The 26,502-nt window shown below is 68.3% G+C and carries 24 protein-coding genes, 1 tRNA gene and 1 pseudogene; 20 read left to right on the forward strand and 6 right to left on the reverse strand.

The window, feature by feature from the left end; all coding sequences use genetic code 11:
- Positions 1-25 precede the first annotated feature (25 nt).
- From AC04ME_RS08735 to poxB, 3 genes are all read left to right on the forward strand, one after another.
- Entirely contained in the window at positions 26-1,492 is a 1,467-nt protein-coding gene (locus AC04ME_RS08735) for an NAD-dependent succinate-semialdehyde dehydrogenase (RefSeq protein WP_056373784.1), read from the forward strand.
- A gap of 74 nt (positions 1,493-1,566) precedes the next feature.
- Positions 1,567-2,931 (forward strand): NAD-dependent succinate-semialdehyde dehydrogenase, encoded by a 1,365-nt coding sequence (locus tag AC04ME_RS08740; RefSeq protein ID WP_475434584.1) that lies wholly within the window; start codon positions 1,567-1,569, stop codon positions 2,929-2,931.
- A gap of 131 nt (positions 2,932-3,062) precedes the next feature.
- Positions 3,063-4,787 (forward strand): ubiquinone-dependent pyruvate dehydrogenase, encoded by a 1,725-nt coding sequence (gene poxB / locus AC04ME_RS08745; RefSeq protein ID WP_042539539.1) that lies wholly within the window; start codon positions 3,063-3,065, stop codon positions 4,785-4,787.
- A gap of 157 nt (positions 4,788-4,944) precedes the next feature.
- Here the strand turns inward: poxB and AC04ME_RS08750 are convergent, their stop codons facing one another.
- A complete protein-coding gene (locus AC04ME_RS08750) occupies positions 4,945-7,743 on the reverse strand; it encodes a tetratricopeptide repeat protein (protein WP_475434586.1) in 2,799 nt (932 codons plus the stop codon).
- Positions 7,744-7,780: 37 nt separating this feature from the next.
- A complete protein-coding gene (locus tag AC04ME_RS08755) occupies positions 7,781-9,604 on the reverse strand; it encodes an HSP90 family protein (RefSeq protein WP_475434588.1) in 1,824 nt (607 codons plus the stop codon).
- Positions 9,605-9,795: 191 nt separating this feature from the next.
- Here AC04ME_RS08755 and AC04ME_RS08760 point away from each other — a divergent pair.
- The 8 genes from AC04ME_RS08760 to AC04ME_RS08795 all read left to right on the forward strand — a co-directional run bounded on the left by AC04ME_RS08760 (position 9,796) and on the right by AC04ME_RS08795 (position 15,089).
- Positions 9,796-9,868: transfer RNA gene (locus AC04ME_RS08760), tRNA-Trp, on the forward strand.
- 39 nt (positions 9,869-9,907) lie between these two features.
- Complete coding sequence (secE, locus tag AC04ME_RS08765; RefSeq protein ID WP_042539545.1) at positions 9,908-10,180, forward strand: preprotein translocase subunit SecE; 273 nt, start codon at positions 9,908-9,910, stop codon at positions 10,178-10,180.
- Positions 10,181-10,221: 41 nt separating this feature from the next.
- Complete coding sequence (gene nusG, locus AC04ME_RS08770; RefSeq protein WP_475434590.1) at positions 10,222-11,316, forward strand: transcription termination/antitermination protein NusG; 1,095 nt, start codon at positions 10,222-10,224, stop codon at positions 11,314-11,316.
- A gap of 189 nt (positions 11,317-11,505) precedes the next feature.
- Positions 11,506-11,937: a 50S ribosomal protein L11 gene (gene rplK, locus AC04ME_RS08775; RefSeq protein WP_042539549.1), complete on the forward strand. Its 432-nt coding sequence runs from the start codon at positions 11,506-11,508 to the stop codon at positions 11,935-11,937.
- A gap of 11 nt (positions 11,938-11,948) precedes the next feature.
- On the forward strand, positions 11,949-12,638 hold the full coding sequence (gene rplA, locus AC04ME_RS08780) for a 50S ribosomal protein L1 (RefSeq protein ID WP_042539551.1): 690 nt from the start codon (positions 11,949-11,951) through the stop codon (positions 12,636-12,638).
- 158 nt (positions 12,639-12,796) lie between these two features.
- On the forward strand, positions 12,797-13,609 hold the full coding sequence (locus AC04ME_RS08785) for a transporter substrate-binding domain-containing protein (RefSeq protein ID WP_475434592.1): 813 nt from the start codon (positions 12,797-12,799) through the stop codon (positions 13,607-13,609).
- 3 nt (positions 13,610-13,612) lie between these two features.
- Positions 13,613-14,278, forward strand: a complete 666-nt coding sequence (locus AC04ME_RS08790) for an amino acid ABC transporter permease (protein WP_042539555.1) — start codon at positions 13,613-13,615, stop codon at positions 14,276-14,278.
- Positions 14,265-15,089, forward strand: coding sequence for an amino acid ABC transporter ATP-binding protein (locus tag AC04ME_RS08795; RefSeq protein WP_475434594.1), 825 nt, complete (start codon positions 14,265-14,267; stop codon positions 15,087-15,089). The genes AC04ME_RS08790 and AC04ME_RS08795 overlap by 14 nt, the downstream gene beginning before the upstream one ends.
- Before the next feature lie 45 nt (positions 15,090-15,134).
- Here the strand turns inward: AC04ME_RS08795 and AC04ME_RS08800 are convergent, their stop codons facing one another.
- Positions 15,135-15,797, reverse strand: a complete 663-nt coding sequence (locus tag AC04ME_RS08800) for a LysE/ArgO family amino acid transporter (RefSeq protein WP_079113361.1) — start codon at positions 15,795-15,797, stop codon at positions 15,135-15,137.
- 70 nt (positions 15,798-15,867) lie between these two features.
- Between AC04ME_RS08800 and AC04ME_RS08805 the strand changes: the two genes are divergently transcribed.
- The 6 genes from AC04ME_RS08805 to AC04ME_RS08830 all read left to right on the forward strand — a co-directional run bounded on the left by AC04ME_RS08805 (position 15,868) and on the right by AC04ME_RS08830 (position 20,052).
- Entirely contained in the window at positions 15,868-16,743 is an 876-nt protein-coding gene (locus AC04ME_RS08805; RefSeq protein ID WP_475434596.1) for a LysR family transcriptional regulator ArgP, read from the forward strand.
- Between the two features lie 237 nt (positions 16,744-16,980).
- Positions 16,981-17,604, forward strand: a complete 624-nt coding sequence (locus AC04ME_RS08810; protein ID WP_079113359.1) for a SipW-dependent-type signal peptide-containing protein — start codon at positions 16,981-16,983, stop codon at positions 17,602-17,604.
- 2 nt (positions 17,605-17,606) lie between these two features.
- Positions 17,607-18,224 (forward strand): SipW-dependent-type signal peptide-containing protein, encoded by a 618-nt coding sequence (locus AC04ME_RS08815; RefSeq protein ID WP_079113358.1) that lies wholly within the window; start codon positions 17,607-17,609, stop codon positions 18,222-18,224.
- A 39-nt stretch (positions 18,225-18,263) separates the two neighbouring features.
- Positions 18,264-18,896, forward strand: a complete 633-nt coding sequence (locus AC04ME_RS08820) for a signal peptidase I (protein WP_052492908.1) — start codon at positions 18,264-18,266, stop codon at positions 18,894-18,896.
- Positions 18,893-19,531 (forward strand): hypothetical protein, encoded by a 639-nt coding sequence (locus AC04ME_RS08825; protein WP_311878290.1) that lies wholly within the window; start codon positions 18,893-18,895, stop codon positions 19,529-19,531. The genes AC04ME_RS08820 and AC04ME_RS08825 overlap by 4 nt, the downstream gene beginning before the upstream one ends.
- Positions 19,528-20,052, forward strand: a complete 525-nt coding sequence (locus tag AC04ME_RS08830) for a hypothetical protein (protein WP_475434598.1) — start codon at positions 19,528-19,530, stop codon at positions 20,050-20,052. The genes AC04ME_RS08825 and AC04ME_RS08830 overlap by 4 nt, the downstream gene beginning before the upstream one ends.
- On the opposite strand, the gene AC04ME_RS08835 is transcribed toward AC04ME_RS08830, so the two are convergent.
- Together AC04ME_RS08835 and AC04ME_RS08840 are read right to left on the reverse strand one after the other, a co-directional pair.
- Positions 20,049-20,741, reverse strand: coding sequence for a YqaJ viral recombinase family protein (locus AC04ME_RS08835; RefSeq protein WP_475434600.1), 693 nt, complete (start codon positions 20,739-20,741; stop codon positions 20,049-20,051). The genes AC04ME_RS08830 and AC04ME_RS08835 overlap by 4 nt on opposite strands.
- 88 nt (positions 20,742-20,829) lie before the next feature.
- Positions 20,830-22,194, reverse strand: coding sequence for a glucose-6-phosphate dehydrogenase (locus tag AC04ME_RS08840; protein ID WP_475434602.1), 1,365 nt, complete (start codon positions 22,192-22,194; stop codon positions 20,830-20,832).
- Positions 22,195-22,245: 51 nt separating this feature from the next.
- Between AC04ME_RS08840 and AC04ME_RS08845 the strand changes: the two are divergent.
- The 3 genes and pseudogenes from AC04ME_RS08845 to rplL all read left to right on the forward strand — a co-directional run bounded on the left by AC04ME_RS08845 (position 22,246) and on the right by rplL (position 25,185).
- Positions 22,246-24,037: pseudogene (locus AC04ME_RS08845) on the forward strand (glycoside hydrolase family 15 protein).
- Between the two features lie 233 nt (positions 24,038-24,270).
- Complete coding sequence (rplJ, locus tag AC04ME_RS08850; RefSeq protein WP_042539577.1) at positions 24,271-24,759, forward strand: 50S ribosomal protein L10; 489 nt, start codon at positions 24,271-24,273, stop codon at positions 24,757-24,759.
- Between the two features lie 48 nt (positions 24,760-24,807).
- Positions 24,808-25,185: a 50S ribosomal protein L7/L12 gene (rplL, locus tag AC04ME_RS08855; protein ID WP_042539579.1), complete on the forward strand. Its 378-nt coding sequence runs from the start codon at positions 24,808-24,810 to the stop codon at positions 25,183-25,185.
- A gap of 127 nt (positions 25,186-25,312) precedes the next feature.
- Here rplL and AC04ME_RS08860 read toward each other — a convergent pair whose 3' ends face one another.
- The gene (locus tag AC04ME_RS08860) at positions 25,313-26,317 is read right to left on the reverse strand and encodes a LacI family DNA-binding transcriptional regulator (RefSeq protein WP_079113353.1); all 1,005 of its coding nucleotides are present in this window, start codon (positions 26,315-26,317) and stop codon (positions 25,313-25,315) included.
- Positions 26,318-26,502 lie beyond the last annotated feature (185 nt).

Raw genomic sequence — 26,502 nt, forward strand, 5'->3', positions numbered from 1 at the left:
CTTCCTCCCCACAGAAAGAGATTCCATGAGCACTCAGACTGAGCAGGCGCTGCTCGACAGCATCCCCACCGGCCTCTTCATCGGGGGAGAGTGGATCGACGGCGAGACCGGCGGCACGTTCGACGTGATCGACCCGGCGACCGGAGCGGTGATCCGCACGATCGCGGATGCGACCCCCGGCGACGGCATCCGTGCGCTGGATGCGGCCGTCGCTGCGCAGGATTCGTGGGCGGCGACCGCACCGCGCACCCGCAGCGAGATCCTGCGCCGTGCGTTCGACCTCGTGCAGGAGCACAAGGAGGACCTCGCGCTGCTGATGACGCTCGAGATGGGCAAGCCGCTCGCCGAGGCACGAGGAGAGGTCGGCTACGGCGGCGAGTTCCTTCGGTGGTTCAGCGAGGAGGCGGTGCGCATCAGCGGCCGCTACGGCATCAATCCCGAGGGCACCGGCCACATGGTCGTCTCGCAGCGTCCTGTGGGCCCCTCGTTCTTCGTGACGCCGTGGAACTTCCCCTTCGCGATGGCGACGCGCAAGATCGCCCCTGCCCTCGCAGCCGGCTGCACCGTGGTCATCAAGCCACCGGCACTCACGCCGCTGACGACGATGTTCTTCACCTCGCTGCTCGAGAAGGCGGGCCTTCCCGCCGGTGTCGTCAACGTGGTGCAGACGTCGAAGTCGTCGGCGCTGTCGGCCCCGATCATCGCCGACCCGCGTCTGCGCAAGCTGTCGTTCACGGGTTCGACCGAGGTGGGCCGCAAGCTCATCGCCCAGGCCGCCGAGGGCGTGCTGCGCGTGTCGATGGAGCTCGGCGGCAACGCCCCGTTCGTCGTCTTCGACGATGCCGACCTCGACAAGGCGGTCGACGGCGCGCTTGCCGCGAAGTTCCGCAACATCGGCCAGGCCTGCACCGCCGCCAACCGCTTCATCGTGCACCAGGACGTCGCCGACGAGTTCGCCCGCAAGGTCACCGAGCGCGTGAAGGCGATGAAGATCGGCCGCGGCACGGAAGAGGGCGTGGCCATCGGACCGCTCATCGACGAAGACGCCGTCGCGAAGGCCGGCGAGCTCGTCGATGACGCCGTCGAGCGCGGAGCAACGCTGCTCGCCGGAGGCAAGGCGCTCGAGGGCACCGGCACCTTCTACGAGCCGACCGTGCTCACCGACGTGGTCGCAGGTTCCGCGATCCTTCGGGAGGAGATCTTCGGCCCGGTGCTCGCGATCGCGACCTTCGAGACGGAGGACGACGCCGTGCGCCTCGCGAACGACACCGAGTACGGGCTCGTCTCGTACGTGTTCACCGAGAACCTGCAGCGCGGGCAGCGGATGATCGACAAGCTCGAGACCGGCATGATGGGTCTGAACGTCGGTGTCGTGTCGAATGCAGCTGCCCCCTTCGGCGGCGTCAAGCAGTCGGGCGTCGGCCGCGAGGGCGGTCTCGAGGGCATCCACGAGTACCTGTCGACCAAGTACACCCTGATCCCGATCTCCTGATCCTTCCGGTCGTCGGGCGGGCGGAGCTCCGCTCCGCGCTCGACGACCGGGAACCGAACGAGAGGAAGAAGAACATGACCGATTACGCCGTCATCAACCCCGCCACCGGAGAGACGCTGGCGTCCTTCGACACGTTCACGGATGCGCAGATCGAGGAGGCGGTCGCGGCCGCCGACGCCGCGCACCGCGACTGGTCGCGTTCCTCGACCGTGGCTGAGCGCGCAGCGCTGCTCCGTCGGGCAGCCGAGCTGCACCGCGAGCGTCGCGAGCAGCTCGCCGACGTGTTCGTGCGCGAGATGGGCAAGCCGCGCGAGGCGGCACTCGGAGAGGTCGACTTCGCCGCCGACATCGCCGAGTACTACGCAGACCAGGCCGAGGCGATCATGGCCGACCAGCCGATCGCCATCCTCGGAGAGGGCTCGGCGATCGTCCGCAAGTCGTCGCTCGGACCGCTCGTCGGGATCATGCCGTGGAACTTCCCGGCGTACCAGATCGTCCGCTTCGCGGCGCCGAACCTGATCGTCGGCAACACGATCCTGCTGAAGCCCGCGCCGCAGTGCCCCGAGTCGTCGACCGCGATCGAGGCGATCTACCACGACGCCGGATTCCCGAAGGGCGCCTACCAGAACGTGCTCGCGACGAACGAGCAGATCGCCGACATGATCGCCGACCCGCGCGTGCAGGGCGTCTCGCTCACGGGCTCGGAGCGCGCAGGCGCCGCGGTCGCCGAGATCGCCGGGCGCAACCTCAAGAAGGTCGCGCTCGAGCTGGGCGGCTCAGACCCCTTCATCGTGCTGTCGACCGACGACCTCGACGCCACGGTGCAGGCCGGCGTCGACGCGCGTCTCGACAACAACGGACAGGCGTGCAACGGCGCCAAGCGCTTCATCATCGTCGACGGCCTGTACGACGAGTTCGTCGAGAAGTTCACCGCCGCGATGGCGGCCGTGCAGCCCTCGGACCCGACACTCGACGACACCGTGCTCGGGCCCGTCTCATCTGAGACGGCGGCCGAGAACCTGCAGAAGCAGATCGACCAGGCCGTCGAGCAGGGCGCGACGCTGCTGACCGGCGGAACTCGCGACGGAGCGTTCTTCGCGCCGACCGTGCTGGCCGATGTGACGCCCGAGATGAACGTCTACCGCGAGGAGCTCTTCGGCCCCGCCGCGGTCGTCTACCGGGTCGCCGACGAGGACGCCGCCGTCGCTCTCGCGAACGACACGACCTTCGGTCTCGGGTCTTACGTCTTCACCACCGACGCCGAACAGGCCGAGCGCGTCGCCGACAACATCGAGGCGGGCATGGTCTACGTCAACCTCGTGCTGGCCGACAGCCCGGAGCTGCCGTTCGGCGGCATCAAGCGCAGCGGCACCTCGCGCGAGCTCGGCCACCTCGCGGCCGACGAGTTCGTCAACAAGAAGCTCATCCGCATCGGCTGAGCGACGCGCACGACAGGAGGGGCGGATGCTTCGGCATCCGTCCCTTCGTGCGCACGGTGGCCGGTGCCTGACGCGCCCGGGGTTCGACGGATGCCGGAGCCCGCATGCGCACCCGGGCGTAGGTTGGAAGCATGGCAACCGTCGCAGCGAACATCGTCAAGACCCTCCGCGCCAACGGGATCGACCGTGTCTACGGCCTTCCGGGTGATTCCCTCAACGGCTTCACCGACGCCCTCCGAAAGGACGGTGGCATCCGCTGGGTGCACGTGCGGCACGAGGAGTCGGCGGCCTTCGCGGCGGCGGCGGATGCGGCGCTCACGGGCGACCTCGCCGTCGTCGCCGGCTCGTGCGGACCGGGCAACCTGCACCTGATCAACGGCCTCTACGACGCCAACCGCTCACGAGTCCCCGTGCTCGCGATCGCGGCGCACATCCCCACGACCGAGATCGGCACGGGGTACTTCCAGGAGACCCACCCGCAGGAGCTCTTCCGCGAGTGCAGCGTCTACGTCGAGTACGTCGCAGACCCCAAGCAGATGCCGCGCCTTCTCGAGATCGCGATGCGCGCGGCGATCGAGCAGCGCGGAGTCGCGGTGCTCGTGATCCCCGGCGACGTCGCCCTGGCCGAGATCGCCGACGACCGAGCCGTGGTCATCGAGCGATCCCACCCCGTGATCGTGCCGAGCGGCGACGAACTCGCCAGGGCGGCGACACTGCTCAATGCCTCGAAGAAGACCACGATCCTCGCCGGAGCCGGTGTCGAGGGCGCCCACGACGAGGTCATCGCACTCGCCGATCGGCTCGGCGCGCCGATCGTGCATGCGCTCCGAGGCAAGGAGTTCATCGAGTACGACAACCCGTTCGACGTCGGAATGACGGGCCTTCTCGGCTTCGCCTCCGGCTATCGGGCGATGGAGGCGGCTGACACGCTGCTCGTGCTGGGCAGCGACTTCCCGTACGAGCAGTTCTATCCCGAGCACGCGACGACCATCCAGGTCGACATCCGCGGCTCACAGCTCGGCAAGCGGCATCCGCTCGATCTCGGTCTGGTCGGTGATGTCCGCGCCACCGCTGAGGCACTGCTGCCGAGGCTGGCGGAGAAGAGCGACCGCGATCACCTCGATGACTCGACCGCGCACTATCGCAAGACCAGGGCGAAGCTCGACGACCTCGCGACACCGACGAAGGCCGGTCGGCCGATCCACCCGCAATACCTCGCGCGACTGCTCGATGAGCAGGCGGCAGATGACGCGGTGTTCACTGCAGATGTGGGCTCGCCGACCGTCTGGGCCGCCCGCTACCTGTCGATGACCGAGAATCGACGGCTGATCGGCTCGTTCACGCACGGATCGATGGCCAATGCCCTGCTGCACGGCATCGGCGCGCAGGTCTCGCATCCCGATCGACAGGTCATCGCACTCGCCGGCGACGGCGGACTCGCGATGATGCTGGGCGAACTGCTCACGCTCACGCAGAACAAGCTCCCCGTGAAGACGATCGTGGTGAACAACTCGTCGTTGAACTTCGTCGAGCTCGAGATGAAGGCCGCCGGTTTCGTGAACTACGGCACTGCGCTCGACAACCCGAGCTTCGCGGCGATCGCCGAGGCCATGGGAATCTTCGCCCGCCGCGTCGAGAACAGCGAGGATCTGCCGGATGCCGTCCGCGAGGTGCTCGCACACGACGGCCCCGCGCTGCTCGATGTCGTCACCGAGCGGCAGGAGCTGTCGATGCCGCCGGCGATCGAGGCCGCGCAGGTCAAGGGCTTCGCGCTGTACGCGATCCGCACGGTCATGTCGGGCAAGGGAGACGAACTGCTCGACCTCGCGCGCGCGAACTGGCGTCAGTTCCTCTGAGCCTCGGGCGCTCGGGAGGACAACGCCTCTTGGGGAGGAGGAATCGGCCCGATTCCTCCTCCCGAGGGGAAGATCTCCTCCCGACGAGCGGGCAGCTCGCGGTGAGGTGCTGCCACGGTGTCGAAACCGTGGCGAAGCGAAGGCTCCGAACCCGCGCCTAGCTCTCGATGAGCGCGCGCACCTCGGCTGCCTCGACCTGGCGACCGAGCGACTCGAGCACGTTGCCGAGCTCGAGCGCCGACACCTGACGCAGCGGCGCATGCTCCACCGCGTGCTCGAGCGCGCTGCGGTAGACCGGCACGGCGTCAGTCGCGCGGTCGTCGCCGGCCAGCAGGCGCGCGGCGAACAGCTCGGAGCCGCCCGCCGAACCCGCATCCCCGATCGCCGCGAATCCGTCGGCTGCCGTGAGAGCAGCGGCAACAGCCTCGTCGATCCGTCCGAACTGAGCGAGCACCCGACCTCGCGAATCGGTCACGTCGGCGAGCAGCCACCCCGCCTCGTGCTCCTGAGCCAGCGCTGCGACCTCGTCGAACAGGGCGAAGGCGCGGTCGTCCTGCTTCGCGCCGTAGGCCTGCCCGAGGTTGTGCAGCACGTCGGCGAGGGCGCCGACCGCCTCAGGGGCCTTGCGCACGATCTCGGATGCCGTTTCGAGCGACTCGATCGCGTCGTCGTGCTCGTCGAATCGGGCGAGGATCTTCGCACGTTCGGTCAACGCCATGGCCTGATCGGCGTGTTCCTCCGCCTCACCGAAGAGATCGGCCGCATACCCGAACGCGCCGACCGCCTGACCGAACTCGCCGGCCGAACCCAGGGAGCGGGCGAGGAGCGATGCGGTCATCGCCCGAGAAGCGGCAGGCACCTCGGCCTGCTCCTCACGCTCGAGCACCTGACCGAACAGCTCGGCGGCCACCTCGGCGTCACCCGCGGCGAGCATCGCCCGCGCGAGGCGGAAGTCCGCCCCTGCCTGGTCGCCGCCCTCCTGGGCGACGAGACGCGAGGTGACGCGGTAGCGGGCGACCGCCTTCTCGGGGTCGCCGGCGTCCTCCCAGAGCGCCCCGGCGAGCAGGTGCGCCGTTGCCAGCGCCGTGGTCGCGCCGAGCCCGGCGAGCAGCCGGGACGCCTCATCGGCATCCGCCGCGCCTCGCGCGTAGTCTTCGCTGCCTCCGCGCACCCTGGCACGCGTCTGCAGGGCCTGGGCGCGGTGACCGACGCTGAGATCGTCCTGGGCCAGGAAGCGATCGAGCAGAGCGGATGCCGCCTCGATGTCGCCCTTCTGCAGCACCGCCGCGATGGCCACGAGAGTCGTCGTGTTCGAGAGGCGCACATCGTCCGCGTCGGCGAACGCCCGGGCGGCGATCTCCGCCATGTCGAGCGCCGCATCCGGTTCGTCGGCCTGCATGTGCAGCGAGGCCCGGCTGATCGCGACATCTCCCCGCGACCAGGCCGGGAGGGACTCGGCGTTCGCGAGCTCGTCCTCGAGCGCCGCTGCGGCATCGGCGGTGTTCAGTCCGAAGGTCGCCAGACCCACGCGCTGCTCGAGATCGGCCTGTGCATCGAGGCCGGCGGCGCGCAAGGCATCGATCCGTGCCGGCAACAGGTCGGCGGCCTCGTCGGCGCGATCGAGCGCGATGAGGATGCCGAGGCGCATCGACATGAGCTGAGCGACCTTCGAGGGGTCCTCGACCGCCAGGGCATGCGGCAGAGCCTGCAGCGTCTCGTGCTCCGCCCCGAACTGGGCGAGATCCATGACCCGGTCGAACCAGGCGTCCGGATCGCCGGGCGTGGCCGAGTCCGGGGTGGTGGCGAACGCGTCAGACCTGATCGGCACGTCGTAGTGCTCGTCTGCGAGAGCGCGCATGCGGGCGAGGCTGCGTGCGTGGCCCTCGGTGCCGTCGCGGCGATCGAACTGGGAGCCGATGCGCTCGGCAGCGCCCCATGCGGCGGCGGCGAGTTCGGCTGCGCCCCACGCCCCATCGTGCTCGCCGAAGAACGCGATGAGCGAGGGGGAGTCGGCACCGCGCACCGGGGCGTCGCCGTGGCCTGCTGCGGTGACGCGGTCGAGGGCGAAGGCGAATGCGGCCAGCGCCGCGAAGTGCGCGTCGACGTTGAGGCCGTCGTGCGCGAGCCACGCGATATGGCGCTCGACCTGGGCGAGCGCCCTGGCCTCGTTGCCGGTGAGGGCGGAGAACACGATGTTGTTCGCGACGATGCGCAGGTTGTCGGGGTTGTCCTTCGCCAGACGGTAGCTGCGCAGATGCGCGCTCTTCGCCTCGTCGAGGCGCCCAGCGCGCAGGTAGGGCACGAGCACGCGCGACAGCGCATGCTCCGGCTCTTCGCCGCATGAGAATCCGCCCTCGAGCATCTCCTCGACGAGCCGGATGGCCTCGGCGTCTCGATCGGTCTCTGCGAAGAACCCGGCGAACTGGCTGCGCCCGCACGCGTCGCAGTGGCTGTGGTCATCGCGGGGCGTGGCTTCCAGCTGCACGCGCAGCGCTTCGGCGTCGTCGATGCGCCCGGCGTCCCAGGCGTCCTCGAATCGGGCCGTGAGCACCCCGCTCATGCCGAGCCCGGCTGTGCGGTAGTGCGTCTCCATGTCGTCGAGCACCGCCGCGATCTGCTCGACGGAGAAGGCGGGAGACGAACGCAGGGACGAGGCCATCCACTTGAACTGCCACATCAGATCGGCGCCGCCGTACTCGAGATCGGCGGGGAACCGCTGCGGGTCGGCGTCGTGCCTGGCGAGGCACCACGCGAAGGAGTTCAGCATCACGTCGGTCGCGCCGTTCATGTTCGCCGACGCGGTCTGCCGCATCCGTGCCTCGTACTCGAGCCGCTCGTCGCCGAGCTCGACGGCGAGTGCGACGGCATCCGCCACCAGCGCCTGCTCCGCCGGGCCCCACGGAGTGCGGTCGATCTCCTCGATGAGCTGCGTGAAGCGCTTCTTCGGACGTGTCATGGGGATCCTTCGGACGGAGTGGATGGCAGAGCTGCGGTCAGACGGCGTCGCCGAAGGGGATCGAGTCCTCTTCGATGCCGGCCGACAGCGACACGAGGTCGGAGAGCGCCGTCGTCATGAGTGCACGATCGGCGTCGGAGAGCGGATGGTGACCGGCCAGCAGAGCCTGGATGTAGAGCAGCTGCACGGTGCGGGCGAACACCGCGTCGTCCTGCACGCGCACGAGCGCCCGCACGACGCGGTTCGACCAGTTCAGGCAGAGGCGCGCGCTCAGATCGTCGTCGCGGGAGGCCGAGACTGTCGAGTCGATGCGGTCGAGCACGCCGCCCCACAGCGATCCGGTGATGCCCTTCGTGCGACCGCGGTCGATCCGGCGCAGCACCTCCGGATCGGCGACGTAGAGCGCTGCGAGCTCCGGCTGGTCGATCGAGCGCACCGTGACGGAGCATCCGGATGCCGTCAGCACGCGGCCCGCTCGTTCCTCCAGCGCCATCGCGGCATCGCGGTCGTCGAGGGGCGGCGGGTCGAGGCGGTCGAGCTCACCCGCGACGTCGACGAGCTCGATCGTGACATGGGGGTAGAGGTCCGGCAGCATCCGCACGAGGTCTGCGTCGTACAGGTAGCCGCCGTTGACCAGGACCTCGGAGCCGGGCGAGATGCCGGCCACCTGGCGGAACTCGTCGACCGTCTGCGCGTAGCGCACGTGCGGGTACCGCTCGACGAGATCGCCGATGCGCATCGTGCCGTGCGTCGTCTCGAGGGTGAGCCAACGGGTGATGAACGTCGCCAGCTCGTCGTCGTGGCGCACGAGAGACTTCAGACCGACCTCGTGGATCGCCACGAACTGGGCCAGTCTGTGCGGCTCGCGCAGCCCCAGCTCGAGCACCCAGCGGCGGATGCCGGCGCCCAGCTGCTCGCGGACGCGCTCGAGCGCCGCGTCGTCGACGAGCGACTCGCGGCTCGCCGTCGGGGCGAGGCCGGTTGAATCGACGACCGCCCGCACGAAGAAGGCCCATTCGGGCAGCACGTCGTCGACCCGCTCGCCGAGCAGCATCCTGCCGAGGTACATGCGAGTCGCCTGACGGGCACCCGGTGGGGGAGCGTAGGGGAGCACGAAGGCGAGCCCTCGAGTGCCCGTGGCGGGTTCGCTGAGCTCGATCGCGTCGAGCGGAGTGGCACCCAGCAGGTCGCGTCCGTACTGCACTGCGCTGTCGATGTCGTCGACGGCGTCGAGGAAGGGCGCGCGTCTCGTGATGTCGATGGCGCCGTTCGAGGACTCGAGCGTCACCCGCACGGGCAGGAACTCGGCGAAGGCGGTGGCCAGTTCGCGCACGGCTGCGGGGCGCAGCAGCTCGTCGGCGTCGAATCGGGGCTTGAGGTGCACGCTCGTGCCGACGGGCAGGTCGTCGTCGATCTCCACGACGCGGAAGGTGCCGTCGGCGCTGCCCGTCCACTCGACGGCCGAACCGCCCCGTGCGCTGCGCGAGCGGATCACGATCGAATCGGCGACCATGAAGCAGCTGAGCAGGCCGATGCCGAACTGACCCAGATAGTCGCTGCGAGGGAGATCGAAGATGTCGCGCTTCGAGCTGCGTCCGACCGTGGCGAGCAGATCGCCCACCTCGGCGGCGTTCAGGCCCACTCCGTCGTCTCGCAGCACGAACTCGCCGGAGTCGTCCGTCAGCGCGGTGATGCGGATGCTCCCGCCCCCGCCGTCGACCTCGCGTCGTGCCGTGATGGCGTCGCGGGCGTTCTGCAGCAGCTCGCGCAGATACACGCGCGGGCTCGAGTAGATGTGGCGGCTCAGGAGGTCGACGACACCGCGCAGGTCCACCTGGAACTGCTGCACGTCAGCGCTCACTGCGCCCCCTCCCGTTTCGTCCGCTCGCCGAGCCTAACAACAACGACGAGAGCGGGCCCGGTTCGGCACCGACCGGCGGATGCCGTATGCTTGACCAGCAGTTGTTGTCTGCATTCTTTCGCCGTGCCCGGTCCTTCCGGTCCGACAGCGGTGGCAGGATGGAGACGACACCCCGAGACCTCCCGGTCTCTAGGGCGGTAGCTCAATTGGCAGAGCAGCGGTCTCCAAAACCGCAGGTTGCAGGTTCGATTCCTGTCCGCCCTGCGCGTCAGCACACGCTGACACACGAAAGGTACATTCAGGATGGATCAGGACGAACCGCGCGGCGAGGTCGTCGCGGCCGGCGCCACCCGCGAGAAGAAGCGTGGCATCGCGGGCTTCTTCGCAGGGATCGCCCTGTTCTTCCGTCAGGTCATCGCAGAGCTGCGCAAGGTCGTCACGCCGACCCGCAAAGAGCTGGTCAAGTTCACCGCAGTGGTGCTCGTCTTCGTTCTCATCGTCATGGGCATCGTCTACGGACTGGACACCCTGTTCGCCTGGGTGACGCACATCGTCTTCGGGGTCCCGGGCGCCTGACGCCCTCGCGGCCCTGGCCGCAGTGATTGGAAAGAAACAACGTGTCTGAACGATATTCCGACGACGCCGACTGGGCGACGGCTGCCGAGCAGTCCAGCGAAGAGGACGAGGCCCAGGAGGGCAACGTGCTCGCTGCGGAGGAGCAGTCGGTCACCTCGGCCGAACATGTCGCCCTCCACATCGAGGACGTCGACGGAGACGACGACGTCGACGCGCAGGACGACGACACCGACATCGACATCAACGACCCGGAGGCGGACGCTATCGTGAACGACGCTCTCAACCTGGACGAAGCGGCTGAGTCTGAGGCCGCCGCCGAGGTCCTCAACGACTCTGTGGCGGAAGAGACCGCCGAGCAGGCAGCGGAGGCGGCCGACGAGGTCACCCCGTACGACGGCCCCGACGTGAACGGCGAGGACGACCGCCCCGTGGTCGACGCCGACGACGACGATCCCGTGGCCGCAGCCGTCGAGGCTGAGGAAGGCGCCGACGCCGCCGACGCCGACGCCGAGGAAGACCCGTACGAGGCCTTCCGCATGGACCTCCGGATGCTCCCGGGTAAGTGGTACGTCATCCACTCGTACGCCGGATTCGAGCGCAAGGTCAAGGCCAACATCGAGCAGCGCAAGTCGACGCTCGAGGTCGAGGACGAGATCTACCAGATCGAGGTCCCGATGGAGGACGTGGTCGAGATCAAGAACGGCCAGCGCAAGATGGTCACCCGCGTGCGCATCCCGGGCTACGTGCTCGTGCGCATGGAGCTCACGGAAGACACCTGGTCGGTCGTGCGACACACTCCCGGCGTCACCGGCTTCGTGGGCAACGCCCACAACCCGACCCCGCTGCGCTTCGAAGAGGCCTTCAACATGCTGAAGTCGCTCGTCGAGGTCAAGGACGTCCCAACGGCCAAGAACATCGCGTCGAAGGGCGGCCTCGCGGTCGCTCGTCCGCTTCCCGCCGAGGTCGACTTCGAGGTCGGCGAGACCATCACGATCAAGGAGGGCTCGTTCGCGGGTCTTCCCGGTTCGATCAGCGAGATCAAGCCCGAGAGCGGCAAGCTCACCGTGCTCGTGTCGCTCTTCGAGCGCGAGACCCCGGTCGAGCTGTCGTTCGACCAGGTCACGAAGATGATCTGACATACGCCTCAGAGAACGGCCGTCCCATTCCGGGGCGGCCGTTCCTGCGTAGGAGGCATGCCTCCGGATCAGGTAGACTTGTGTGGTTTGCGTGCCGCTTCGGCGTGCGCGCGGACGACCGCAGCCCGGAGATGCCGGGTTCGCGGGAGAGCGGATGCACCCGCATCCGTTCGATGAAAGGAAGAGGATATGGCACCGAAGAAGAAGGTGACCGGCCTGATCAAGCTTCAGATCAACGCCGGTGCAGCCAACCCGGCGCCGCCGATCGGCCCCGCGCTCGGTCAGCATGGCGTCAACATCATGGAGTTCTGCAAGGCGTACAACGCCGCGACGGAGTCGCAGCGCGGCAACGTCATCCCCGTCGAGATCACCGTCTACGAGGACCGCAGCTTCACGTTCATCCTGAAGACCCCGCCGGCCGCGGAGCTCATCAAGAAGGCCGCCGGTGTGGCCAAGGGCTCGTCGACGCCTCACACGGTCAAGGTCGCGAAGATCACCAAGGACCAGGTCCGTCAGATCGCCGAGACCAAGCAGGCCGACCTGAACGCTAACGACATCGAGGCTGCCTCGAAGATCATCGCCGGCACCGCCCGTTCCATGGGCATCACGGTCGAGGGCTGAGGAGAATAATCATGGCTACGAAGTCCAAGGCTTACAAGGCTGCCGCCGAGAAGATCGAGGCAGACCGTTTCTACACTCCCAGCGAGGCAGTCGCCCTCGCGAAGGAGACCGGCTCGTCGAAGTTCGACTCGACCGTCGAGGTCGCGCTCAAGCTCGCAGTCGACCCCCGCAAGGCAGACCAGATGGTGCGCGGCACCGTCATCCTGCCCCACGGCACCGGCAAGACCGCCCGCGTCATCGTCTTCGCCACCGGCCCCGCGGCCGAGGCAGCGATCGCCGCAGGTGCAGATGAGGTCGGCGGCGCCGAGCTCATCGAGAAGGTCGCCGCAGGCTGGACCGCGTTCGACGCGGCCGTCTCGACCCCGGAGCTCATGGGCCAGGTCGGTCGTCTCGGAAAGGTCCTGGGTCCGCGTGGACTCATGCCGAACCCGAAGACCGGCACGGTGACCCCCAACACGGCCAAGGCCGTCGAGGAGATCAAGGGCGGAAAGATCGAGTTCCGCGTCGACAAGCACGCCAACGTGCACTTCGTCGTGGGCAAGTCGTCGTTCTCGGCTGAGCAGCTCGACGAGAACATCGGCGCAGCGCTCGAGGAGATCGTCCGCCTCAAGCCGTCGAGCTCGAAGGGCCGTTACATCCAGAAGGGTGCGGTGTCGACCACGTTCGGCCCCGGCATCCCGCTGGACGTCAACGCCATCTGAGTGTGATTCCGGAAAGGCCCCCGCATTCTGCGGGGGCCTTTCTGCATCCAGAACGACATCGAGCGTCATCGGATGTTGGGATGCGGGTCGGATGCCGCGTACTGTGAATGAGTTCCGCGCCACAGCAATCGCGCCTCATCGCACCCCAGGAGGGTCACATGTCCCGTCGCCTCATCGCCGTCACCGCACTGGTCGTCACCGCAGCAGCACTCACCGCCTGCAGCGGAAGCACGACCCCCGCTGAGAGCAGCTCGAGCGAGGCCGGCTCGGACTTCGGTCTCGTCAACGACGGCGTGCTCACGGTCGCCACCGAAGGGACCTACCGTCCGTTCAGCTTCCACGGCGACGGCGGCACGGGTGACCTCACCGGCTTCGACGTCGAGATCATCCAGGCTGTCGCCGACAAGCTCGACCTCGAGATCGAGTTCCAGGAGACCCAGTGGGACGCGATCTTCGCGGGCCTCGACGCCGGGCGCTTCGACCTCATCGCGAACCAGGTCAGCATCAACGAGGAGCGGCAGGAGAAGTACCTGTTCAGCACTCCGTACACCGTCTCGCCCGGCGTCATCGTGGTCGCCGAGGACGACGACTCGATCTCCTCGTTCGACGACCTCGAAGGCAAGACCACCGCGCAGTCCCTCACCAGCAACTGGTATGAGCTGGCCACCGAGTCCGGTGCCACGGTCGAGGGCGTCGAGGGCTGGGCGCAGGCCGTCGAGCTGCTCCGCCAGGGCCGTGTCGACGCCACCGTCAACGACAAGCTGACCTTCCTCGACTACGAGATCACCAACAGCCCGTCCGGTCTGAAGATCGCCGCCGAGACCGAGGAGGCGGGCGAGCAGGCGTTCGTGTTCACCAAGGACAAGACCGACCTCGTCGAGGCCGTCGACGGCGCGCTCGAAGAGCTGCGGGCAGACGGCACCCTGGCCGAGATCAGCGACAAGTACTTCGGCGAAGACGTGACGCAGTAGCCGATGGAGAATCCCTGGCAGCTGTTCTTCGATTCACTCGGGCCGATAGCCCTGGCGGGAGTGACGGTAACGGTGCCGCTCGCGCTCGTGTCGTTCGCGCTGGGGCTCGTGCTCGCGATCGGCGTCGCCCTGATGAGGATCTCGGTCAATCCGCTGCTGTCGGGGATCGCCAGGTTCTACATCTCGGTGATCCGAGGCACGCCGATGATCGTCCAGTTGTTCGTGATCTTCTACGGGCTCGGGTCGATCGGACTCAAGATCGACCCGTGGCCCAGTGCGATCATCGCGCTGTCGCTCAACGTCGGCGGCTACGGGGCAGAGGTCGTGCGCGCCGCCATCCTGTCCGTCCCGAAGGGGCAGTGGGAGGCGGCGTACACGGTCGGCATGAATCGCACGCGCACGCTCACCCGCGTCATCCTTCCCCAGGCCGCACGGGTCTCGGTGCCGCCCCTGTCGAACACGTTCATCTCGCTCGTCAAGGACACCTCGCTCGCCTCGCTGATCCTTGTGACCGAGCTCTTCAAGGTCGCGCAGCAGATCGCATCGGCGACTCTGGAGTTCATGGTGCTGTATCTCGCGGCCGCCCTGGTCTACTGGGTGCTGTGCCTCGTGCTGTCGTTCGGTCAGAGCGCACTCGAGAGGAGACTGGATCGCAATGTCGCTCGCTGATGCTGCACGCACGCCCCACACGTCCACCGCAGACGCTCTTCTCACGGTGCGCGGCCTGCACAAACGCTTCGGCGACAACGAGGTGCTCCGCGGCATCGATCTGACGCTGCACCGCGGCGAGGTCGTCGTGCTGATCGGACCGAGCGGGTCGGGCAAGACGACCGTCCTGCGCGCACTCAACGGCCTCGAGACGCCCGATGCAGGCACGATCGTCGTCGCAGGCGGGCCCGATATCGACTTCGCCCCTGAGGCGCCGGTGTCGAAGCGCACGCGGGCACAGAAGCGACTCGCGCTGCGTGATCGTTCGGCGATGGTCTTCCAGCACCACAACCTCTTCCCGCACCTCTCGGTGCTCGAGAACGTGATCGAGGGGCCGTGGCGCGTGCAGGGCCGCCCCAAGGCCGAGGTCGTCGCAGAAGCACAGGTGCTCCTCGCCAGGGTCGGGCTCGCCGACAAGGCGGACGCCCGCCCGCACGAGCTCTCCGGTGGGCAGCAGCAGCGTGTCGGCATCGTTCGCGCTCTCGCGCTGCGCCCCGACCTCCTGCTCTTCGACGAGCCGACCAGCGCGCTCGATCCCGAACTCGTGGGGGAGGTGCTGCTGGTGATCAAAGAGCTCGCCGATGAGGGCTGGAGCATGGTGGTCGTCACACACGAGCTGAGCTTCGCGCGCGAGGCGGCTGACCATGTCCTGTTCATGGACGCGGGCGTCGTCGTCGAAGAGGGCGCCCCGGGCGACATCTTCGGCGCCCCGCAGCACGAGCGCACGAAGAGATTCCTCACCCGCATCATGAGGCCCCTCGACGGCGAGTGACCGCAGGCCGTGCCGAGACGCCGGGGTGGATGGCCTCGAGGCGTCTCAGGCGCCGAGCACCGGCAGCACCAGGCTGACAGCCAACGTGATCATGACGATCGCGATGAGGGCGTCGAGGATGCGCCATGAGCGTTCGGTGCGGAGCCAGCGACCGAGGTAGCGGGCGCCGAACCCCAGCGCGGTGAACCACAGGATGCTGGCCATGATCGCTCCGGCCGCGAACAGCCAGCGATCCTCGCCGTGGGTGGCCGCGATCGATCCGAGCATCAGCACGGTGTCGAGATAGACATGGGGATTCAGCCAGGTCAGCGCCAGCGCCGTCGCGACCACCGGAGCGAGCGCAGTGCGAGTCGCGGTCGCCGTGGCAGGGCCGCTCGATCGRCCAGTCGCTCTTTCACCGTCTGCCGGGTCGACCCGCAGCTGCTCGCCGCCCCGCCACGCTCGACGAGCCGCGAGGATCCCATAGACCAGCAGGAACAGGGCACCCGCCCAGCGAGCGACGACGATGAGCCAGGGAGCCGCTGAGATGACGAATCCGAGTCCGGCGACGCCCGCGGCGATCAGCAGGGCGTCCGAGACGGCGCAGATGATGACGACGGGCAGCACGTGCTCACGGCGAATGCCCTGACGAAGGACGAAGACGTTCTGAGCGCCGATGGCGACGATCAGGGACAGGCCGAGGCCGAGGCCGGAGAACACGGGGAGCATGATCCCACGCTAGGTCCGAGTCGACATCAACACCAGTTCGTATTCCTTGTCTACCATTAGCATCACTAATGTGAAGATCGACCCCGAACTCGCCGCCACCCTTGCCGCGGTCGCTGACGAAGGAACCTTCGACGCGGCATCCCGAGCACTGGGGGTGACCCCCTCTGCGGTGAGCCAGCGGCTGAAGAGCCTCGAAGAGCAGCTCGGACGCGTGCTCGTGGTGCGCGCCAAGCCGGCGCGCCTCACAGAGGCCGGTGAGTCGGTCGTTCGACTGGCGCGGCAGATCGCCCTGCTCGAACACGACGCCCTCACCGCGCTCGGCCTCGACGACGTGAACGCGCCGCGCACCCGCATCCCTCTCGCCGTCAATGCGGACTCGATGGCGACGTGGTTCCTCAGCCCGCTGGCGAGACTCTCTGCGACGCACGAGCTCGATTTCGACCTGCATCGCGACGACCAGAACTTCACGGCCCGTCTGCTCGAGTCGGGCACCGTCATGGGGGCGGTCACCAGTGAGGCGGAACCCGTGGCCGGATGCTCCGTCTCGTCGCTCGGCGTGCTGGAGTACCACGCGATGGCCGCGCCCGCGTTCGCCCGGCGCTGGTTCGGCGACGGCGTCACGGCCGAGGCTCTCGCCGCCGCGCCCTTCGTCGACTTCGATCGACGCGACACGCTGCAGCATGAGTGGCTGAGCGCCATGGGCGTCGCGCAGCACGGGGTCCCCAGGCACTACGTGCCGGCGTCGCATGATTACGCGCTCGCCGTCCGGCTGGGGCTCGGCTGGGGAATGGTGCCACTGCTGCAGGGCGATCAAGAGCTGGTGCGGCTCGGGGGACCACCGCTGCGCGTCAGCCTCTACTGGCAGCAGTGGAATCTGCGGTCTCGGCTGCTCGACACCATCGCCGCCGAGGTCGCGGACGAGGCGCGGCGGGTGCTGTCGCGCTGACGGCAGGACCCGTCGAGGGTGAGTTCGGGCACGACAACCAGCCGATCGGTTCTCGATCGTCACAGACATTCAGTCATGAAATACCGATGTGGACGCCTGATCGTGATCACAGACCCCTTGAAATAAGACATTCCTTGGACAAAGCTGACGGGAACGATATGAACACTCGGATGCGGGCCGCAGAAGGGCGGCCATCCCCAGGCATCTGCGGTTCATGAATTCCTGAGGGGGAATGCCATGGCTGAGAAGGATACGCAACGCAAAGTTCTGGCAGTTCTGGCCGGTGGGCTGGTGCTCGGCGTAGGGATCGGGGTGACGCTCGCGGCCTGGAACGATTCGGAGTTCGCGACCGGCACGTTCACCGCAGGCTCGTTCAACCTCGAGGGCTCGACGACGAGTGCCACGACCGGATATGCCAACCACAACGTCGACCTGGGGCAGACGGCCGCAGCGCTCGTCTTCGAGCTGCCGGCTGTCGCATCGTCGATGTCGCCGGGCGACGTCGTCTACGCGCCGTTCTGGGTGCGGCTCGACAGCACCACAACGAACAGCGCCACGCTCGTCCCGTCGGGGATCACCGCGGGAACGGGCGGAAACGAGGCGAACCTCTCGTACACGGTCACAGCGATCGACGCGGGTGATGCGTGTGATGCCACCGCCGCAGGGACGGTCGTCGCATCGGGAACGACACTCAGCGCTCAGACCGGAGCCACCTCGGTTCCGCTGACCGAGGGCACCCCGGCAGGGACCGCGGGAACGCCCGTTCAGCTGTGCTTCGCGGTGACAGCCGGTGCCGGTCTCACGCAGGGTGCGACCGCGACCGCGACATGGGAGTTCACGGCCACCTCGACTGCGGACTGATCATGGCTGTCACCCGCAGAGGCGTGCGGGAGGCGAAGCGGCTGCTCTCCCGTCGGATTCGAGCCGTTCTCGCGGGCGGCCTGGTGTTCGGCGTCGGCGCGACCATGACCCTCGCCGCCTGGAACGATTCCGAGCACGGCAACGCGACATTCACCGCGGGGCGGTTCGACATCGTGGGTGCGACCGACGGCACGACGTTCTCGAGCCACCCCGTCGGCACTCCGGCAGCGCTGTCGTTCAGCGCACCGTTCTCGGCCATGGCTCCGGGAAACACCGTGTACTCGCTGTTCAGCGTGCGCACCGCGAACCCATCCGTCGCGGGCACGCTGCAGCTGAGCGTGACCTCGACGGCGGGAACCGGTCTCGGCACCTACCTGCGTTACGGCGTGCGGGCGATCGCCGGGACGACGTGCAACGGCACGACCTATACGGCCGGCACCGCGGTCGTTCCCGACAACTCGCTGATGTCGGTCGGCGGCACCGGAACCCAGGCGGTCTCGGCGAACGGCGGGACGACGGTGAACTACTGCTTCGCGGTGACGTTGCCCGCTGCGACCGACAACGGAGCTCAGGGACTGACGGCGATCCAGACATGGCAGGTCGTCGGCACCTCCAGCTGATGCGCGGGCAGAGCTACGGATGATGTCTGAGGAGGAACGATGAGCGCACCCACGAGGCGGAGCCTGCGTGAGCAGACGGCGACCGTCGACGCGTCGCCCTCCGCGCCCGCAGCGTCGGCATCCGTTCCGAGGCGTTCGACCCGTCGAGGTCTCGGGCGCGTGCTCGCCGACGCCCTTCTCTGGCTCTCGGCGATCGCCGGCGTCGCCTGCATGGTGCTGGTCGTCGTGGCCCTCACGGCGAACATCACCCTCATCATGTTCCGCACCGGATCCATGGCGCCGACGATTCCGGCAGGCTCCGTCGCGGTCGTCCAGAGCGTCGCCGCCTCGCAGGTGCAGGTCGGCGACGTCGTCACCGTCGATAGGGCGGGCGACCTGCCTGTCACTCACCGGATCACGTCGATCACTCCGGGGTCGAACGAGGATGAGCGTGTGATCACGATGCGAGGAGACGCGAACGCAGCCGACGATCCGTACCCGTACACCGTGCAGACGGTGCGAGTCGTGCTGTTCTCCGTTCCGGGAATCGCCACCGTGATCGTCGCGATGGGCAACCCCTACGTGCTCGGCGGCCTCACCCTCGGCGCGACGGCCCTGGTCGTCTGGGCGTTCTGGCCGCGCTCGTCGAAGGATCGTCGCGTGCGGACCCACACGGCGGGGGCCGGCCGATGAACCGGCGGGCCGCATGCGCGACGAGCGCCTCGGCGGTCGTTCTCGGAGCGCTTCTCGCGGGCCCTGCGTGGGCGTCGCCGTCCACGCAGGTGGTGCAGGGAGATGTTCTGCGGTTGGTCTCGGTCGCCGACTGGGACGCTGCTTCGAGCCTGTTGCCAGGACAGCCAGTGCACTGGGACGTGACGGTGAGTGCGGAGGCGCCCGACCCGGGAGTCGTGGCGGTGGGCGTGAGCGCGTCGGGAGATGCGTCGCTCATCGTGGATGCCTACCGGTGCGAGCTGGTGTGGGACGAGACCGGCTGTGCCGGCGGCGTGGAAGAGCTGACAACCGGCTGGCCGATTCCCCGAGACGGCGCGGAGGTGGACCTCCTCGAGATGCCGGACACGGAGGTCGCGCACCTGAGGCTCGTCATCTCTCTGGCCGGCGACGACGCCGGAAGCACGCAGGTGCGGGTGCATGCGCGCGGCGCCGGGGAGTCGGCCGTGATCGGCCCGGACGGGGGACTCGCGACGACCGGCCTCTCACCGCTCGCGCCCTGGACGATCGGCGCGGCCATCGCCGTGGGCGCCGTCGGAACGTTGCTGTTCGTGGCGGGCCGCCGCCGTGTCCTCGTCGAGAGGGAGGACGGGGCATGACCGGCCGACGTGGGCGGCGCGTCCTCGCCGGCGTCGCGGGGGCAGCTCTTCTGCTGGGCATCGGCATGGCACCGTCGGCTCAGATGACCGAGGCGGCTTTCACCGACAGCGACCACGCCCGGACGACCATCACCGCACTGCGTCTCGCTCCACCTCAGATCACCAGCTTCTCCTCGTGCATCCGGCCGCCCGTGCTGGGCGGTTCGTTCATGAAGATCGTCTTCCAGTGGCCGAACGCTGCGGCACCGTACTCGACCATGACATCGGCGAACGTGCAGTGGCGCGTCGGCACGACGGTGATCGCCCCCGTGGTCACGGGGCCGGATGCCCAGGGCAGGTACACGGCGGACATCACGACAGGATTGCTCTCGGGGCTGCTCGGGTCTTTGCTGGGCGCGGACGTCATCCTCGAGATGCGGACGACGTATTCGGGGTGGACCTCTCCCGGAGTCACCACAGCCACCTACAACGCTCCGCTGATCGCGGGCGCGCCGACCTGCACTCCCGCCAACGGCGTCTAGTCGGCGAGAGCGAGCGCGCGGAAGGCGTCGCGCTCGCGAAGGTGCTCGCGGCGACTGGCGGCGGCCGCTGCCGCAGCATCCGCTATCCGGGTGGGCACCTGCATGCCGGTGGTTCGTCGGTACAGCTCGTCGATGAGGTCGGTGGCGAGGCCGACGAGCTTCGCGATCTCGCGGTCGTCGCGATCGATCCAGACGCAGCGGGGCTCATCGTGGATCGGAGCGAAGTCGACGTGCTCCTCCCAGACGAAGAGAGTGCGCTCGGCGCCGAGCACGTGCTGCTGCCACCAGATCTGGCGGAGGTAGGTGCGGGGGATGCCACGGAACGCCTTGTTCGTGGTCTTGATCTCGGCGAGCTTCACGCGGCCGTCCGCGTCGACGGCGATGCCATCGGGGGTCGCCAGGTGCCGGTGCTCGACCTCGGCGCGGAACAGGGCGGACGACGGCAGGATGCCGTGGGTCGCCGCCACCCAGGCGGCGATCTCGGGCTCGCGGCGTCTCCCGTGATCGGTATAGGCGTTGCCTCCGAAGCGGGGGCCACCGCCGAGCYTCGAGTCGGCCGCGCGCGCGATCGACCTCTCGCTCGTGAGTCCGGCGACGTCCGTGGCGGTGATCCCGCGCGAGCGTGCCCTCATCCAGGCCACGCGGTCGCGGGAGTCCGCGACGATGCGAGCTTGGAGTTCGGGGGTCACCTATCGAGGGTAACCCCGGTCGCCGACTCTCCCTCCCGCACACGCCGCTCCGTGGCATCCCCCGGGCGCTCTCCGCGTCGGAAAGGGGTCAGCCGAGCTCAGGCCACACCTCGGGGCCGGAGGATCCGGCGACGTAGTCGTCGAGCGGCACATCGCCCTGCCGCCACGCCTCGAGGATCGGAGCCACGATGCGCCAGGACTGTTCGGCGGCGTCGCCGCGCACTGCCAGCATCGGGTCGCCGTCCAAGACGCCGGACAGGACCTCGGCATACGCCTTGAGTGCACCCTCTCCGAGCTCGGCCGACAACGTGGCCCGCTCCAGTTCGAACGGGTCCTCGGACGCATTGAGGTTCAGCTCGAGGGACATCCGGTCCGGTCCCAACGAGAACCGCAGCACCGCGCCGTCCGACGTGCCCGTGAGTCCCCGTGGCAGGTGGCGGACCGGACGGAAGCGCACGACGATCTCCCTTGCAGGCGTGCCGAGGGCTTTGCCGGAGCGGAGCCGGAACGGGATCCCCGCCCATCGGGCGTTCCGCACCTCGAACGTCGCCTCGGCGAGCGTCTCGGTCTGGCGGTCGGGGTCGACCCCCGGCTCGTCGACGTACGACGGCTTCGCCGCGCCGTCGATCTCTCCTGCGGTGTATCGGGCTCGGCGCGACGACCCAGCGGGGTCGTCGCCCCACACCGCGGTCGCACGCAGCACCGCAGAGGTCGCGGCCCGGAAGTCGATCTCATCGAGAGTCGCCGGCTCCTCCATCGCGAGCACGGCGAGCACCTGCAGCAGGTGGCTCTGGATCATGTCGACCAGTGCGCCCGCTTTGTCGTAGTAGCCCGCGCGTCCCTCCAGCGCCAGCGACTCGTCGTAGACGATGTCGACCGACTCGATGCTCTCGGCAGACCAGAGCGGCTCGAGGATGCGGTTCGCGAACCGCGCTCCGAGGAGGTTGAGCGTGGTCGAGCGGCCGAGGAAGTGGTCGACCCGAAACACCTGGCTCTCGGGCACGAGATCGGTCAACGTCCGGTTCAGCTCTTCGGCACTCGCCTCGTCCGTGCCGAAGGGCTTCTCCATGACGAGCATCGCGCCCGCCGGCAGCATGTCGGGGGTGAGAGTCGCGACAGATGCCGCGGCCACGGCGGGCGGCACGGCGAAGTAGAGCGCGACCTGCCCGGTGCAGTCCTTCAACAGTGCGCGGAGGTCGTCCGGATGTGTGATGTCGGTCCGCGTGTACGTCACGTCCACGCGGGACGCGGCGTCCTCGGCATCCATCGACGCGAACGACGCGCGGACGACGGACTCGAGATCCGCGTCGGTCCACTCCTCGCGGTCGGCGCCGACGATGCGAACCGCGCGGGAGGGCTCCCGTGTCAGCAGCTGTCCCAGCGCGGGGAGGAGGAGCCGGGCGGTGAGGTCGCCACCGGCCCCGAGGATCACCAGCGTCGTCGCATCGGTCATGGTCTCACCGTATCCCGTCCTCTCGACGGACGGTCGTGCCAGAATCGGTCGATGCCCGCTCCCATCGAGGACTACGCCCTGCTCAGTGACTGCCGCACCGGCGCGCTCGTCTCGAAGGAGGGCAGTATCGACTGGCTCTGCCTTCCTCGCTTCGACGCGCCGTCGTTGTTCGGAGCCCTGCTCGGAGAGGCGAGCAACGGATGCTGGAGCCTGCGGCCGCTCGATGCCGCCGCGACCTCGCAGCGCCACTACGTGTCGGACACGTTCATCCTGGTCACCCGATGGGAGACGGCCGACGGCATCGCAGAGGTGCAGGAGTTCATGCCGCTGCAGTCCTCGCGCACCGATGTCGTTCGCAGGGTCGTCGGCATCGCGGGCCACGTCGAATTCGTCACCGAGCTGCGCCTGCACTTCGACTACTCCCGCAGGCTCCCGTGGGTGCGGCAGGTGGGCACGAATGAGGAGCCGGCGCTGCGCGCGACGGCCGGACCCGAAGCCGTGACCGTGCGCGGCGTGCGGCTCGTCGCGGAGGACCACCGGCACCGTGCGACGTTCACGGTCGCCGCGGAGGAGGTCCGTGACCTGACGCTCAGCTGGTTCCCCTCGCACGAGCACGCGCCGGCGGCACTCGACGTCGACGACGCGATCGCCGGAACGATCCTGGTGGCAGGCGTGGGCGAGCGGGATCCAGCACGACGGCGCGTACCGCGGAGAGGTCGTGCGGTCTCTGCTGGTGCTGAGGGCACTCACGAACAAGGACACCGGTGGCATCGTGGCTGCGGCCACGACATCGCTTCCCGAAGACTTCGGCGGCTCGCGCAACTGGGACTACCGCTTCGTCTGGTTGCGGGACGCCGCCCTGACGCTCGAAGCCCTCATCGCTCACGGGTTCCTCACCGAGGCGCACCATTGGCGGCGATGGCTGCTCCGAGCCGTGGCCGGTGAGCCGAACGAGGTGCAGATCATGTACGGGATCGCGGGAGAGCGCGACCTCATCGAACGAGAGCTCACGAGTCTGCCCGGCTATGGAGGTGCGGCCCCGGTGCGGATCGGCAACGGCGCGGTCGACCAGTACCAGGGCGACGTGATCGGCGAGGTGCTCGTCGCTCTGGAGGCGGCCCGGATCGCCGGCCTCGAGGAAGGGGACTTCTCCTGGCCCCTCCAGCGGGCGCTCATCGAGCAGGTGATCGCCTCGATCCAGCGTCCCGACAACGGCATCTGGGAGRTCCGGGGCGAGCCGCAGTGGTTCACGCATTCGAGGGTCATGATGTGGGCTGCGCTTGACCGCGGCGTCCGGGCCGTGCAGGAGCATGGCCTCCCGGGCGACGCCGATCGATGGGCGGGCGTCCGTGACGGACTGCGGCGCGAGATCGACGAGCACGGAGTCGACGCGGACCACGGGTACTTCGTTCAGCACTACGGCTCGATCGAGGTGGATGCGTCGCTGCTCGTGCTGCCTCAGGTGGGGTTCTGCGACCCTGACGATCCGCGGATGCTGCGAACGGTGGAGCAGATCGAGCGCACCCTGCTCACCGACGGATTCCTCCGCCGCTACCGCACGGAGTCGGGTGTGGACGGGCTCGACGGCGATGAGCATCCCTTCATCGCGTGCAGCTTCTGGCTGGTCGAGCAGTATACGACGAGTGGCCGTGTCGACGAGGCGCGCGATCTGATGGAGCGGTTGATGGGGATGACGAACGACCTCGGACTGCTGTCGGAGGAGTACGACGTCGCGAACGCGCGGCAGGCCGGCAACACCCCGCAGGCGCTCTCGCACCTGAGTCTCATCCGCGCCGCCGACGCGCTCGCGGGCCACGGAGGTCGCGCCGCGCACAGTCGGTGATCCCGACCGATTTGGGGCCGGGGATGCCGTGGGGTACAGTTGTCGTAACCGAAGACCGCTGGTCATCGTCGTGTGCGCAAGCGCATGAGGATCGAAGCTCTGCTCAGCAGGGGCCCGCGCAGGACACGAACTTCTCAAAGCTCCGTGCGCTTGCGCCGGAGCTTTTCTGTTGCCAGCGGTCGGAACCGGCGCCTCACCTCCGTGGGGCGCCTCGTACACACCAAGGAGTGACCATGGCGCAGAAGGACGCATCGGTTGCCGAGCTCACGAAGTCATTCGAGAACTCGACTGCCGTTCTGCTGACCGAGTACCGCGGTCTGACGGTTGCCCAGCTCAAGGAGCTGCGCAACAGCATCCGTCAGGACGCTGAGTACGCCGTGGTGAAGAACACGCTGACCAAGATCGCCGCCAACAAGGCTGGCATCACCGCGCTGGACGACGACCTCAAGGGTCCGTCGGCCGTCGCGTTCGTGCACGGTGACTTCGTCGCCACTGCCAAGGCTCTTCGTGACTTCGCCAAGGCCAACCCGCTTCTCGTGATCAAGTCGGGCATCTTCGAGGGCAACGCCCTCACCGCCGACGAGGTCAACAAGTACGCCGCGCTCGAGAGCCGTGAGGTTCTGCTGGCGAAGGCTGCGGGCATGATGAAGGCCACGATGGGCAAGGCTGCCGCCACCATCGATGCTCTTCGCGAAAAGCTGGAGACCGCTGAGGCCGCGTGAGCGACCTGCGATCTCGTTCAACAAACCCATCTATCTAGGAGATACATCATGGCTAAGCTCACCACTGAGGAGCTGCTCGAGCAGTTCGCAGGCCTGACCCTCGTCGAGCTCAACGACTTCGTCAAGGCGTTCGAGGAGAAGTTCGAGGTCACCGCTGCTGCCCCCGTCGCCGTTGCAGGCGCAGGCGGCGGCGCTGCTGAAGAGGTTGAGGAGAAGGACTCCTTCGACGTCATCCTCGAGGCTGCCGGCGACAAGAAGATCCAGGTCATCAAGACCGTCCGCGAGCTCACCTCGCTCGGCCTCGGCGAGGCCAAGGCTGTCGTCGACGGTGCTCCCAAGGCCGTGCTCGAGGGCGCGAACAAGGAAGCCGCCGAGAAGGCAAAGGCTGCTCTCGAAGAGGCAGGCGCCACGGTTACCCTCAAGTAATCCGTTCCAGGTCGCGGCGCGTGCGCCTCGACCTGGATGCGTCTGAACGCTTCACGAAAGCCCCGGGTCCGCCCGGGGCTTTCGTGCGTCCGGGGCCGGTGAGAGGCCTCGCGAGCGAGGTCGCGGGTCAGCGTCGACCCGCGGTGGAACTGCGAACGACCAGGGCGGATGCTGTCACAGTGCGCTCTCGTGGCGAGTCCGGCTGGTCTATCTGCTGCCGCAGCAGCCGCACCGCCTCGTGCCCCTGCTCCCGTGGCGACTGCTTGATGGTGGTGAGCGCGAACATCTCGGCGTGCTCGTGGTCATCGACCCCGACGATGCTGAGTTCGGTGGGGACGGCGATCCCCAGGCGCCGGGCCGCGATCATCGCTCCGATCGCCGCCTCATCGCACACGCCGACGATCGCGGTGGGTCGCCCTCGGCGATCACCGAGCAGCTCGACGGCGGCGGCGTAGCCGCCGGGCATCGTCGGGCGCGCATCCGCGATCCTGGCGATCGCTTCGAGGCCCGCTGCAGCGAGTGCCTCGAGGTATCCCTCGACACGCTGGGCGTCGCCGAAGCTGAGGTCGTCCGGATCCGTGGAACCACCGACGAATGCGATGTCGGTGTGGCCGAGTTCGATGAGGTGCTCGGTGGCGATGCGAGCGGCGGCGACGTCATCGATGGACACCGCGCTCGACCCTTCGCTGTAGGGGCCGACACTGACGAGCGGCCGCTCTGAGCGATGCAGCCGCTCGAGCTCCTGCGCGCTGGGTTGGATGCCGACGGCGATGATCCCGTCGAACCGCCGGCCGGGCAGCACCGTGTCGAAGAGGCGCTCGCGGGTCTCGCTGCCTTCGCGGATGCCGTAGAGGGCGAGCTCGTAGTCGAGAGCGAACAGCGACTCCTGGATCCCGGCCAGCAGCTCGGAGAAGTACCAGCGGTCGACAGGAGGCATGATGACGCCGACGGTCTGCGTCCGCCCCGTGGCGAGGCTCGTCGCGGAGGAGTGGGCGACGTAGGCGAGCTCATCGGCGGCATCGGCGACCCTCTGACGGGTGCCGTCGGAGACGTATCCGCGTCCGCTGAGCGCTCGGCTCGCCGTCGCCTTCGACACGCCTGCGCGCGCCGCGACGTCCGCGATCGTGCTCATCGGTCCTCCTCGACCATGCCTTTCGACGCGAGTCCCCGCCTCCACGCCGATGAAAGCGTAACCGTTCAGCGGCGGGAAAGGAACCGGTTCCATACGAATTGCTCGGGAGCGCTCCCACGTCCGAGCATCGGACATCACGAAAGGTTGCGAGCTTGTGATCCTGGCTTATTGTGTCGCGGCGTGAG

It is taken from the genome of Microbacterium sp. LjRoot205, assembly GCF_056175745.1.

Excerpts from the sequence above, each read along its gene's own strand:
- AC04ME_RS08735 (WP_056373784.1), top strand. The coding sequence starts at position 26 with ATGAGCACTCAGACTGAGCAGGCGCTGCTCGACAGCATCCCCACCGGC.
- AC04ME_RS08740 (WP_475434584.1), top strand. The coding sequence starts at position 1,567 with ATGACCGATTACGCCGTCATCAACCCCGCCACCGGAGAGACGCTGGCG.
- poxB (WP_042539539.1), top strand. The coding sequence starts at position 3,063 with ATGGCAACCGTCGCAGCGAACATCGTCAAGACCCTCCGCGCCAACGGG.
- AC04ME_RS08750 (WP_475434586.1), bottom strand. The coding sequence starts at position 7,743 with ATGACACGTCCGAAGAAGCGCTTCACGCAGCTCATCGAGGAGATCGAC.
- secE (WP_042539545.1), top strand. The coding sequence starts at position 9,908 with ATGGATCAGGACGAACCGCGCGGCGAGGTCGTCGCGGCCGGCGCCACC.
- rplK (WP_042539549.1), top strand. The coding sequence starts at position 11,506 with ATGGCACCGAAGAAGAAGGTGACCGGCCTGATCAAGCTTCAGATCAAC.
- rplA (WP_042539551.1), top strand. The coding sequence starts at position 11,949 with ATGGCTACGAAGTCCAAGGCTTACAAGGCTGCCGCCGAGAAGATCGAG.
- AC04ME_RS08785 (WP_475434592.1), top strand. The coding sequence starts at position 12,797 with ATGTCCCGTCGCCTCATCGCCGTCACCGCACTGGTCGTCACCGCAGCA.
- AC04ME_RS08790 (WP_042539555.1), top strand. The coding sequence starts at position 13,613 with ATGGAGAATCCCTGGCAGCTGTTCTTCGATTCACTCGGGCCGATAGCC.
- AC04ME_RS08795 (WP_475434594.1), top strand. The coding sequence starts at position 14,265 with ATGTCGCTCGCTGATGCTGCACGCACGCCCCACACGTCCACCGCAGAC.
- AC04ME_RS08810 (WP_079113359.1), top strand. The coding sequence starts at position 16,981 with ATGGCTGAGAAGGATACGCAACGCAAAGTTCTGGCAGTTCTGGCCGGT.
- AC04ME_RS08815 (WP_079113358.1), top strand. The coding sequence starts at position 17,607 with ATGGCTGTCACCCGCAGAGGCGTGCGGGAGGCGAAGCGGCTGCTCTCC.
- AC04ME_RS08820 (WP_052492908.1), top strand. The coding sequence starts at position 18,264 with ATGAGCGCACCCACGAGGCGGAGCCTGCGTGAGCAGACGGCGACCGTC.
- AC04ME_RS08825 (WP_311878290.1), top strand. The coding sequence starts at position 18,893 with ATGAACCGGCGGGCCGCATGCGCGACGAGCGCCTCGGCGGTCGTTCTC.
- AC04ME_RS08830 (WP_475434598.1), top strand. The coding sequence starts at position 19,528 with ATGACCGGCCGACGTGGGCGGCGCGTCCTCGCCGGCGTCGCGGGGGCA.
- AC04ME_RS08840 (WP_475434602.1), bottom strand. The coding sequence starts at position 22,194 with ATGACCGATGCGACGACGCTGGTGATCCTCGGGGCCGGTGGCGACCTC.
- rplJ (WP_042539577.1), top strand. The coding sequence starts at position 24,271 with ATGGCGCAGAAGGACGCATCGGTTGCCGAGCTCACGAAGTCATTCGAG.
- rplL (WP_042539579.1), top strand. The coding sequence starts at position 24,808 with ATGGCTAAGCTCACCACTGAGGAGCTGCTCGAGCAGTTCGCAGGCCTG.
- AC04ME_RS08860 (WP_079113353.1), bottom strand. The coding sequence starts at position 26,317 with ATGAGCACGATCGCGGACGTCGCGGCGCGCGCAGGCGTGTCGAAGGCG.